The 10,394-nt window shown below is 49.9% G+C and carries 10 protein-coding genes and 2 pseudogenes; 5 read left to right on the top strand and 7 right to left on the bottom strand.

What is annotated here, in order from left to right:
- Nucleotides 1-3: 3 nt before the first annotated feature.
- The gene (locus tag HBN61_RS15260) at nt 4-1,116 is read right to left on the bottom strand and encodes a YagK/YfjJ domain-containing protein (RefSeq protein WP_170047070.1); all 1,113 of its coding nucleotides are present in this window, start codon (nt 1,114-1,116) and stop codon (nt 4-6) included.
- A gap of 350 nt (nt 1,117-1,466) precedes the next feature.
- On the bottom strand, nt 1,467-1,691 hold the full coding sequence (locus HBN61_RS15265) for an AlpA family phage regulatory protein (RefSeq protein WP_170047072.1): 225 nt from the start codon (nt 1,689-1,691) through the stop codon (nt 1,467-1,469).
- A gap of 366 nt (nt 1,692-2,057) precedes the next feature.
- Here HBN61_RS15265 and HBN61_RS22675 point away from each other — a divergent pair, with 366 nt between their 5' ends.
- Nucleotides 2,058-2,390 carry a hypothetical protein gene (locus HBN61_RS22675; RefSeq protein ID WP_262498780.1) on the top strand — a complete coding sequence of 111 codons (333 nt, stop codon included), beginning with the start codon at nt 2,058-2,060 and terminating at the stop codon, nt 2,388-2,390.
- Nucleotides 2,391-2,436: 46 nt separating this feature from the next.
- Entirely contained in the window at nt 2,437-3,405 is a 969-nt protein-coding gene (locus HBN61_RS15270) for a TIGR03299 family phage/plasmid-derived protein (protein ID WP_170047074.1), read from the top strand.
- Between the two features lie 36 nt (nt 3,406-3,441).
- On the opposite strand, the gene HBN61_RS15275 is transcribed toward HBN61_RS15270, so the two are convergent.
- On the bottom strand, nt 3,442-3,708 hold the full coding sequence (locus tag HBN61_RS15275) for a helix-turn-helix domain-containing protein (RefSeq protein WP_169856665.1): 267 nt from the start codon (nt 3,706-3,708) through the stop codon (nt 3,442-3,444).
- 302 nt (nt 3,709-4,010) lie between these two features.
- Between HBN61_RS15275 and HBN61_RS15280 the strand changes: the two genes are divergently transcribed.
- Nucleotides 4,011-4,670, top strand: coding sequence for a hypothetical protein (locus tag HBN61_RS15280; RefSeq protein WP_170047076.1), 660 nt, complete (start codon nt 4,011-4,013; stop codon nt 4,668-4,670).
- 224 nt (nt 4,671-4,894) lie between these two features.
- Here the strand turns inward: HBN61_RS15280 and HBN61_RS23005 are convergent, their stop codons facing one another.
- Nucleotides 4,895-5,164, bottom strand: coding sequence for a ParC-related protein (locus HBN61_RS23005; RefSeq protein WP_524539078.1), 270 nt, complete (start codon nt 5,162-5,164; stop codon nt 4,895-4,897).
- Between the two features lie 179 nt (nt 5,165-5,343).
- On the opposite strand from HBN61_RS23005, the gene HBN61_RS15285 reads away from it, so the two are divergent.
- Complete coding sequence (locus HBN61_RS15285) at nt 5,344-6,333, top strand: DNA cytosine methyltransferase (RefSeq protein WP_170047078.1); 990 nt, start codon at nt 5,344-5,346, stop codon at nt 6,331-6,333.
- On the opposite strand, the gene HBN61_RS15290 is transcribed toward HBN61_RS15285, so the two are convergent.
- On the bottom strand, nt 6,295-7,467 hold the full coding sequence (locus tag HBN61_RS15290) for an HNH endonuclease (RefSeq protein WP_170047080.1): 1,173 nt from the start codon (nt 7,465-7,467) through the stop codon (nt 6,295-6,297). The genes HBN61_RS15285 and HBN61_RS15290 overlap by 39 nt on opposite strands.
- Nucleotides 7,464-7,697, bottom strand: coding sequence for a helix-turn-helix domain-containing protein (locus HBN61_RS15295; RefSeq protein ID WP_170047081.1), 234 nt, complete (start codon nt 7,695-7,697; stop codon nt 7,464-7,466). Before HBN61_RS15295 ends, HBN61_RS15290 begins: the two co-directional genes overlap by 4 nt.
- A 735-nt stretch (nt 7,698-8,432) precedes the next feature.
- Between HBN61_RS15295 and HBN61_RS15300 the strand changes: the two are divergent.
- Nucleotides 8,433-9,473, top strand: a pseudogene (locus HBN61_RS15300) (tyrosine-type recombinase/integrase); the annotation flags it as partial.
- A gap of 75 nt (nt 9,474-9,548) precedes the next feature.
- On the opposite strand, the pseudogene HBN61_RS15305 reads toward HBN61_RS15300, so the two are convergent.
- A pseudogene (locus HBN61_RS15305) lies at nt 9,549-10,135 on the bottom strand (transposase); the annotation flags it as partial.
- Between the last annotated feature and the right edge of the window lie 259 nt (nt 10,136-10,394).

A 10,394-nucleotide genomic window follows, 5' to 3' on the forward strand; every position in this document is an offset into this window, starting at 1 on the left:
TTTTCATACTCCGAGAGAGGATGACCGACGAGGCCGCCCTCTTTTCTTAACTGCTTGCTTTGGCATTTCTCCACGACCGAAAGTCCTAGCTCTTCCATCTATAACAATTCGAACGTAATATTCAATCTTAGTTAAGTAAACCGCTGCTTTCTGCAAATTCTTTCGCTTATCCTTGTCAGAGTGCTCAATCATACCAATGCCGCAAGCACGATACGCATCCTTCCTACGATTGCAATTGTAATACACCCCTCTTCCGTGAGTCGCTTTGTCGGCCCATGTCTCACCGATCATTCTGGCCCAGCCTATATCCTCCCTGACCCGAGAACCATCTAGAAAAAACATGCAGTGATAATGATACCCTTTGGAGAGTCCGTATTCCAACTTCCAAGAATGCCCTAGCAACGTGTTTGTAGGAAGCTTACGCCTCAACATACCCATTAACTTTTCTCTATGCAATTTTACGTCTTCGAAACTTAACTGCTCTCGCACTCCTCCACCACCGACTAGCTTTGAATATCCTAAATCTACTCGCAAAACCAATACTCGTGATGTTTCTTTAAAAATAGCATCAATATACGCAATGAGGCTTTTGTAATTTTTATTGGAAAGTCTACGGTGTGCATTTAGCTGCTTTCTGAAAGCCGCACCACGCACCAAGAGTCTAATCCGCTCAACAGCAACATTAATCGAATCGACCAGCGCAAGCAGATCACCATGAAAAATCTTCGGATTACGATGACTGTAATACTGAAGAGCATGCTCTTGAGTCGCTTGAAAGAAAACCTTAACCAATGGACTGAAATCATGAATTGGATAATACCGCTGAATTTCCTGCTTGGCCCAGATGTAAACCAGCAGTCGCTCTCCCATGCTGGTCAACTTTATTTTTTGCCCACCATAACCCTCCTGGAGATATGCCACAGCATCATCAGTCTCGACCACGTTTTGAACCAGCTTCTCTATTGCGCTAATTTTCAGTATCGCACTTCTTTCTCCATTGACTGCGATGGTTGCGGACGTATCACTATCGAAATACGATGTGGTACTTTCCAGCAAAGCCTCTTCGACGTATCTATCTACCCTTTTCATCCCAACCTCTACATCATCATTCTTCATAAACCTGTGCTATGTGCGCACAGCTTTAGTCAGCACAACAAGCATCATACAAACGTCTCGACTGACGGAGTGCTTATTAACTGCTCACTTTCATTGCTCGACAAACCTATTCACCATTGATAGCTCACTGACAAAAGTCAGAGCCATCAATAGGTATATATGCTCACAAACACCTAGAACTAATACTAATTAATACCAATAACAAAGAATCCAGAATTCCTCTATAGGAGATTCAGAAGGGAATCTAGGCACAGGAAGAAATCTGCAAAGCGTTGCTTCGGAGCAAAAAGGCATAGTTACAGAACCACAAACATCGAGTTAGTGCTACGCCAGATATGACCAATGACTGGTCAGGACTCAGAGTCGGTTGCCCTAGACTGAATCCAGTCGTTTATATGCGCTTCCAGCCATCCAACAGCTGAGCAGCCAAGCTTTATCGGCTTGGGGAAGGTCTTGTCGTACCTGGGCGAATTGACGTTCATCCGATCATAAATTGTGGACCGCGATAAACCGATACGTTCCTGGACCTGCCTCATCCGGAGAACCCTCATTTGCCTTTGCGTCTGCGCTTCCATCGTCAACCTCTCATGAGTCAAATTGGCTATGGATCGACTTTAAATATTCATGCGAATCCCGTGCAAAATTGTGCTTACGTAAAAAAATACACCTCGCGTAAGCCCTAAGAATGACGACCTGAAGAACTAACCCAAGCTTTCCTGAAGAACCAACACGCACAGCGGTTGTAGACCTAACTGGAACACCACACTTATAACCAAATAGAATATTAAAACCATTTAATATTCTTTCTTTGCTAGATGGATTCAAGCCAACTATCAACACACCAATCAAACTTATTTGAAATACATATTACCTAATTGGATATATGGATTATTCAAAGCGAAACGCCATCCACAACCAAGCACTCCACTACGGAAACTAAAATGAACAACTCATGCCCGAACTGTAATTCATCTCGCATAACCACTAGAAATATCGGACGAAAGACTGGCGGTTTTATTGGATCTGTAGGAGGCGCAACGAGTGGTGCCACGGGAGCGTTATCAGGTGCAGAGCTAGGCGCAACTTTAGGTGTTACTGGTGGCCCTATAGGCATTGCGATAGGGGGAATCGCTGGCGCCCTTATAGGTGGGCTATTCGGCGGAGTAGCAGGTGGCATTGCTGGCGCGACTGTGGGGGAACAGGTCGACACGAGAATACTTAACAACTTTCAGTGCTTACGTTGCGGTCATTCTTTTACGTCCAGAAGCTTATAAAGCACAACCCCTTTAACTTCATAAAACCTTGTTAGCGAGTTAAAAAATGGCTCATCTTATCGATCAAATGGCTTATGTCGGCGCTACTCCTTGGCATGGACTTGGCAACCAACTAACGAAAAAGCAACCTCTTGAAGTCTGGCAACAGGAAGCGGGAATGGACTGGCTGATACAGGAAAGCCCGGTCCACTACAAAGCTGGGTCTGTCGGCCACCTCGGAAGCATTCACACCTTCCCTGAACAGAAAGTACTGTACCGCTCCGATACGAAAGTCGCTCTCTCGTTCGTATCTCAACGCTACCAAGTGGTGCAGCCCCGTGAGGTATTAGAGTTCTACAGAGACCTCACCGAGGTTTCAGGCTACGAGCTAGAAACGGCCGGGGTACTGAAAGGTGGTCGTAAGTTCTGGGCACTTGCTCGAACTGGGCAAGGCACGACGCTCCGTGGTAACGACCAAGTGAATGGCTACCTGCTGCTTGCAACCTCCTGCGACGGTACGCTGGCCACGACGGCAACACCGACCACGGTGCGGGTGGTATGCAACAACACGTTGACCATAGCCCTGGACGGCGTAGCCAACGCTATCAAAGTACCGCACAGCACGCGTTTCGATTCACAAGTGGTGAAAAAGCAACTCGGTATCGCCGTCTCTCAATGGGACGAGTTCATGTACCGAATGAAATATCTGGCTGAGCGAAAGGTTCAGTGGCCCGAGGCGATGAGCTTCTTCATGAGCGTACTGTGTGACACCAGCCCGGATAGTCCGCTACCGCCAGTCCTTCCTAATGAGCGAGCGCTACGCAAGGTGCAGAGCCTATATGAGGGTCAGGGACGAGGATCGACATTAGAATCAGCTCAAGGTACCGCCTGGGGATTACTGAATGCTGTAACCGAGTATGCGGATCACGAGCGACGCGCCAAGAGCAGTGAGTATCGGATCGACTCAGCATGGTTTGGCCAAGGTGCAGCGCTCAAGCAGAAAGCCCTCAAATCCGCACTTCAATTGGTGGCATAAGTGGCGTGCAACCGGGCAACCGGCTGCACGCTTATCCTAACCTTCCAATTCCTGGGATATTTGTGACAGGAGCATTTCCTTGGACATTTCCGGATCCTGGAGCAACTGGCTTTTGATAAGCACAGTTGCGGGATGAACTCCAAGATGGGCAGAAAGCTCAATTAATTTTTCTACGGAAGGGCTTTTCAAGCCTCGTTCAACATCGCTGACGTAGCTCTGGCTCGGAGCAAGCTGCTCTTGGGCAATGCCATGTCTGCTCCTCAGGATTTTCACTGCCATCCCGAAGGCTTGCTTTGAGTCCATTTCTGTTGCTCGCAAAAGCAACGATGAAGCCTTCGGAAGCGCAAAAGCACTATGCTCGATTGAGTATATTCGGCTAAAATCCGAAAAAACCTTCCCACATTCTTCGATTGGATCGAATGCAGGTAGCTAACCATGTGATTGCCATCTCGCAGAGCTCGCTCGTCCCTCTCGCCACCACATGGCTCAAGGAGTACACACTCTACGATTCGTCAACTGTGGTTACGACTTTCCAAAAAGAGCGGGGATACCTTCATCTTGCTTTTGTTTCTTCTATGCACTTTTAAATCCGAAAAGGGAATCTCATGAAAATCGTGTACAAAATATTTGCGCTTACTCTGATGACATCATCTGCATACGCTGCTGATCTATATAGCCAATATTCAACTCCCGACTCTATAAGTTGCACTGGCCCTCACAGCAACGTATGTACCGACACTACCCGCCCTGACGACATTGTCGTCCAATACAAAGATGCTTATGGCAAAGTCACCATGCAACAAGAGCCCTCTTTTGAAATAGTTACTTGTATACGCATTTCAGACAAGTGCATTGACAATGATCGCAACTACCGAGGAAAATCGATAACGGGTCGCGATGTTAAATATGTGGTATTCAAAGATTTTTATATTTATCCGGGAGGTGACGGCAAGGATTGGGCATACAAAAATGGTACGGGACCTCTATTCGGAGGTGCTTCAGCAGCCAGCTCCGTAGTAGCACCTGCGACCTCTTCAGTGAAAGCAACGCCTACAGCTAACGGCACCTATGACATCTGGTGCGATCCGCAAGGCGATAGCTGCGATCTGACCATTGACGGAGGGAGTGATCAAATAAGTCGAGCCAGATTGCCGGTTTATATGCCGCTGGCGTCCGACACAAGCAACTGCACTATGGAGTTCTGCTATAACTCTAAGCAAGACGTAATTGGACTTAACCCTGATTACGCCCTTTGGAAAAAATAATTAGCTTCGGAAAACGCCTTAGCAGAAATAATGGTTATCGGTGATGACTCAGTCAGCTCACGCTGGCTGATATCTCACCGAGAAAAACTTCAAATGCGACGCGAACAACAAGATCGCCTCACCCGACCATCCGTCCTGTTTTTGGCTAACCTCTTGACTTTGAGCAACAGAGAGCTGTATGAATATACAGCTGAAGTAGCAGAAACGCCGCAATAGCGATCAGCCTAAACCATTGATCGCTGCGTCGGAGTCCAGCGATCTAGGTCAACAGCTATATGTCGACATCCAACGCGGCTCAGATAGTGAGCTGCACTATCAAGCGTTTTGAACCGCCGTACATGACCACGTTTTGCCTGCAAAGCACATTTCGTAAGGCCGTTTCCCACGAGCACTACGAAAGCGTCCTGTTCGGCAGAAATTGTCACTTCTATCTGAGCACCAACGCCTAGCATTTCCCTGAGGGATTCACCTTTAATCATGCCTTCAATAGCCATCGCGACAACCCTCGTAGGTCGCCAGCTTATGCCATTTCCCCAAAAAACCCAAGGCGAATACCCAAAATAGCCAAAACGGGCTCCACTATTGCCACAAATGAGCTTTCCTGATAATTTACCAGTATGAGTATTAATAGCAAAGCCTTCAGAATTCACTCTTTGGGCCAGGGGCAAAACGTATGACGCTACGAGTAGCTTCCTTTTTCGCAGGCATCGGTGGCTTCGATCTTGGTTTCGAACGCGCCGGCATGAAGGTCGTCTGGCAATGCGAGGTTGAACCGTTTTGCCAGAAAATTCTTTCGCAGCATTGGCCACACGTTCCGTTGGCAAAAGACATTACAAAGGTAACCCCAGATGAAATCCCAGATGCAGATGTTTGGGTGGGAGGATTCCCCTGCCAAGATGTCTCCCTCGCCCGAATGGGCCCCAGAAGCGGACTCAAAGGAAAAAAGTCTGGACTCTTCTACGACTATGCAAAACTTATTGAAAGCCGCCGCCCCTCTGTTGTCGTTATCGAAAACGTATCAGGTCTCCTCTCTTCCCACGAAGGACGCGACTTCGGAATCGTCATTCAAACGCTGGCCGAACTCGGGTATGGCGTGGCATGGCGAGTGCTTAACAGCCGCTACTTCGGAGTCCCCCAGTCTCGCCAAAGAGTCTTTATTGTTGCCACTTATAGAGACCCAGGACTTGCCGGAGAAATACTTTTTGAGCCCCAACGCAGCGAAGGGAGCGATTCGACGAGCAGACCAAATGGGCAGAAGCCTATTTCCCCCTTTAAGACAAGCTATGGAGATCCTGTCAACGGGCCCATCGTCCAAGGAATAGCGTACTGTTTGTATGCTTGCTCCGCGCGTCATACAGGAACAGATTGGAGTCGCACCTACGTATCCTATCCCGCAGGCCGTGTACGGCGTCTTACGCCGCTTGAATCAGAGCGGATTCAAGGCTTCCCCGACAACTGGACATTGCCGGTAGACAGCGACGATGATTCAGACAGGATTGAATCAAAGCGTTATCACGCAGCGGGCAACGCAGTCACGGTGAATGTAGTGGAGTGGCTTGGTAACCGGGTACGGAGCGCAGTAGAACGCAAGCAGGCCTCGAACTTGAAGCCTGCCACAAAGCGCTCAAAAATCGACGCGCATGTCCTCGTAGAGCTGACTTAGTAATTTCGGACTAGGCCATTCTAATTTGTTCGCTGGTAGCCGGGTCAAGGGAATGGGACCGGCAACCGCTTCAAAGCTTTGCATTACCACCGGAGAGTTAGCAAATGCGATTTTTGCTAACTCGGTTATAACGACCTCATACCCAACCCCGTCATACCTCAACGCCAACAAATACTGATCAAACGCCCAGTGATGCAATTTACAAAGGCATATTCCATTAACAACAACATCTGCCTCGTATTGCGACCAAGGGATAATGTGCGCAGCATCGACGCCAGCTATACGAACACTTTCTGATGTCGGAAGTTTTAGGCCGCAGAATAAACAACCCGAGTCATAAGCCCGTCTTACATCCCTTCTAAATTGCGTAGATGCCGGCCCACGATCTTTTTGAAGGCGCCACCGATCAGCAACCCTCCTACGGATTTCAATGTCTGTCGGATCGATTTCGTCAAGAGGAGGAGCTTCAACCATCGGTTGTGATCGCAGCATATCGAGCAACAACGGAACGGGATCTTCCCCGGAAATCAAGACTGCATCACTGTCCTTAGCCGCTTCTTCAGTCGCCCTAATCACATCAAGCACAAGGCGCTCAGTAGCGCTACTGATAACGCTACCTGTTTGGATATTTGCATGATGCGCTCGTAAAGCTTGCGCTACACGAAGCGGAAGGCTATCGACCTTCTGGTAAAGGTGCATAATCTGAGAGATACGCTTTGTAAAGTCGATCTCTTGACTCACGCTGTCATTTACACAGTCGATTCCACCAAGCTTAATAATTACCTGGTCATCGAGAACCACTACGGACTTAATCTCAACGCTCGAAAGAATGTAACGTTCAGCGATAATTACCGGTTGACCACCAAGTAACTGGCTTTCTTCTCGAATAGACTTCGGCATCAGTAGCAATGCCTCAAGCTGTCTTTGAATATGTATGCCGGTATTACTGAGACGGCGTAATCGTGGCTTACCGCCTTGTTTTTTTAATGCGATATTTGTAGGTATCTTGCCAAGTCCCGGGCCTGCATCAATCACCAGCTGTTTTTCTACTAGCATCGTGGTGGTGTAACCATCAACGGCACCAGCCAACTCGTACTCGCCGCGACCATTACTGGAACGCTTGTGGATTTTCATTTAGCAATCTCATTGGCATCAGCGAATAAATCTCTGATGCCAATTCCGAGCCCTTCCGAAAGCGCATGAAGAACTGTCACAGTGGGATTTCGCACTCCTCGCTCGATGCCGCTGATATAGGTGCGGTCCAGATTTGAACGCGCACCAAGCTCCTCTTGAGACCATCCTTTTGCTAAGCGAAGGGTCCGGACACGCGTACCAAGCGAAATGCAAACTTCGTTATCATTCATCCCATGACTTTCATTCAAATGATGACAATCGGTCTACGGACTATGAGTCACACCCACCTCTGCCCCAGCCTTCTTTTGGCGTCAGGGCGTGTAACGATGGGTTGGGGTGACGGAGCTGGTGAAAAATAAAAACTGAGTCAGAATTACCCCCTCAGAGTGTGCTTTTAAAAACCCGACCGCATCAACCAAATCCCACGCTTCAGTACCTTCGGATATCCGCAAATTACGCGCACGCTAAACTGAAGTGGGGGGACAAAATCTACTACTTCAACAAAAGCTAGCAAAATAAGGCCTAAACTAGTAAATAACGCCGCCCACAAGCCGGGTTAACCTAAAAACGAATGGCTAGAGCAGGAGGTACTATGGGCGGATCCCAACGTCAGATCGGAATTTGATCGAGTTCTCCGAATCAGGGTAAACCTCATCGTTTCGGCCGATCACGCCTCAGAGCATTGCAAAGGCGGACGGTATTCCAAAAAGTATTCCAAGAGAACAAGACAATACTAAAAACGCTTATAAATCAATAGCTTAACAAAGCAATTCAGATTACCCCGGCCCACCAATTTGTCTTCCCGGGAAGACCCAGAAAAGCCGTAAAGCCTAGAGAAATCAAAGCTTTACGGCTTTTTTCTTGCCCGCGTTTTCCCACTTAATCCCAGGGCATCCCACGGTTGACGGGGGCATATATGGGGGCATAAAACGCTCATCAGCTCGCTCGGAGAGGATGTGCCCCCAATGCCCCTGAAAGACACCAACTGCCGCAACGCCAAGCCCCAGGACAAGCCGTACCGCTTGTATGACGAACAGGGCTTGTACCTAGAGGTACAGCCCAATGGAGGCCGTTACTGGCGCTTGAAGTACCGCTTTCTGGGAAAGGAAAAACGCCTGGCCCTTGGCGTTTACCCCGAGGTCGGCCTGCAGAAAGCCCGTCGCAAACGTGATGACGCTCGTATTCAGCTTGCTGGCGGACAAGACCCTTCGCTGCAAAGACGCATGGCCAAGGTGGTCAGCCAGCTCGATCACCAACACACCTTTGAATCGGTCGCAAAGCAATGGCTCACTATTCGCGAGTCAACCTGGGATACGGAGTACATCCGTACGGTGCGGCAGCGCCTTGAGCTCAATGCCTTCCCCTGGCTGGGAAAACTCCCGATCAGCAGCATCACCACGCCCATGCTGGTCGAAAACCTCCAGCGCATCATCAAGCGCGGTGCTCGTGAGACGGCGCGTCGTGTAGCCCAAATCTACAAACAGATTTTCGAGTTCGCCGAAGCTGCCGGAATCACCCCACCCAACCAGATTGGTAACCTCTCTCGTACGCTCCCAGCAAAGCGGGTGAAACACTTTGCCGCCGTGACCGATCCTGAAAAACTCGGCGCACTGCTCAAAGCACTGGATAGCTACACGGGAACACTGCCTGTTTGTTGTGCACTCAAACTGGCCCCGTTGCTGTTCTGCCGGCCCGGTGACTTGCGCCACATGGAGTGGTCGGAGGTCAATCTGGATGCGGGCGAGTGGTTGATTCCCGGCCACAAGATGAAAGGACTCACTGTCACTAAACAGGATCGCCCGGATCATTTGGTTCCCCTCAGTCAGCAAGCAATCGCTGTTCTGCGCGAGCTTAAACCACTCACCGGTAGACATCGATATGCCTTCCCCTCAGCCCGAGGAGGCGATCGACCGATGTCCAACAATGCCGTTCTCAGTGCGTTACGCCGCATGGACATCAGCGGCGACGAAATGACAGGGCACGGCTTTCGTGCGACCGCGAGAACCATAGGTGCTGAGGTGCTGGGATTTCGCCCCGACCTCTTGGAGCATCAGCTTGCGCACACGGTAAAAAATCCGCTGGTCTGCGCAGGCCACCGCCTTGCGCGCGCCAGAGGCGACGGCGTGGTTAAAGCGTTCAACGAGTTGTTGCCGTTCTGGCAGCGAGGTCAAACGTCCTCGCTGTCGTTTCCCCAGAAGGCATTCATCTTTTTTCTCAGTACCAATATGGCGGCGGTTTCCGCCAGCGCCTTGTCCTTGCGCCGCAACTCGCGCTCCAGTTCGGTAATGCGTTTCTTGTCGGCACGTGCTTGATCTCGCTCTGCCTTGAGCTGCGCTTTAGCGGACATCTGGCCCGTAATGCAGGCTTGACGCCACGCGCTGATTTGCTCGGGGTACAAACCTTTGCTGCGGCAGTATTCGCTGAGCTCGATCTCGCTCAGGGTGGCCGCATGCAATACCGCTGCGAACTTGGCTTCAGCGGGCCAGTCATCGGTGTTGTTCTTGTCTCCAGGCACTACCGCGCCTCCTGCTTTGAGCTTGGTGCGCCAAGCATACAGCGTCGCTTCGGGGACACCTTCTTGGCGAGCGAGCTCAGCTACGGAGTGGTTGAGTGGCGGGAGTAACTTGTTCAGCAGGGCAGCTTTACGCTCAGGTGAATAGCTCGACATTACAGCTCTCTTTGACGCCCCCGATCTATCGTTTTGATAAATCAGCTCAGGCGACAACTAGCCTGACACCGGGGGTGCTCAAGACCATCTTTGAGCCAGACGCTGGCTATCACGTCTACATCGACATCAAGGTGTAGTGGTCTAATGAAACCGGACACCCATTTAGGCGAGAATGCTCGCCAGATCGAGGTGTCAGATGACCAAACAACGCCGTTCCTTTTCTGCTGAATTCAAACGCGAGGCTTCCGACCTCGTGCTC

The organism is Pseudomonas sp. WS 5071 (assembly GCF_012985765.1).
Classification (GTDB): Bacteria; Pseudomonadota; Gammaproteobacteria; order Pseudomonadales; family Pseudomonadaceae; genus Aquipseudomonas; species Aquipseudomonas lundensis_A.

Coding starts and splice junctions, on each gene's coding strand:
- HBN61_RS15260 (WP_170047070.1), bottom strand. CDS start 1,116: ATGAAGAATGATGATGTAGAGGTTGGGATGAAAAGGGTAGATAGATAC.
- HBN61_RS15265 (WP_170047072.1), bottom strand. CDS start 1,691: ATGGAAGCGCAGACGCAAAGGCAAATGAGGGTTCTCCGGATGAGGCAG.
- HBN61_RS22675 (WP_262498780.1), top strand. CDS start 2,058: ATGAACAACTCATGCCCGAACTGTAATTCATCTCGCATAACCACTAGA.
- HBN61_RS15270 (WP_170047074.1), top strand. CDS start 2,437: ATGGCTCATCTTATCGATCAAATGGCTTATGTCGGCGCTACTCCTTGG.
- HBN61_RS15275 (WP_169856665.1), bottom strand. CDS start 3,708: ATGGACTCAAAGCAAGCCTTCGGGATGGCAGTGAAAATCCTGAGGAGC.
- HBN61_RS15280 (WP_170047076.1), top strand. CDS start 4,011: ATGAAAATCGTGTACAAAATATTTGCGCTTACTCTGATGACATCATCT.
- HBN61_RS23005 (WP_524539078.1), bottom strand. CDS start 5,164: ATGGCTATTGAAGGCATGATTAAAGGTGAATCCCTCAGGGAAATGCTA.
- HBN61_RS15285 (WP_170047078.1), top strand. CDS start 5,344: ATGACGCTACGAGTAGCTTCCTTTTTCGCAGGCATCGGTGGCTTCGAT.
- HBN61_RS15290 (WP_170047080.1), bottom strand. CDS start 7,467: ATGAAAATCCACAAGCGTTCCAGTAATGGTCGCGGCGAGTACGAGTTG.
- HBN61_RS15295 (WP_170047081.1), bottom strand. CDS start 7,697: ATGAATGATAACGAAGTTTGCATTTCGCTTGGTACGCGTGTCCGGACC.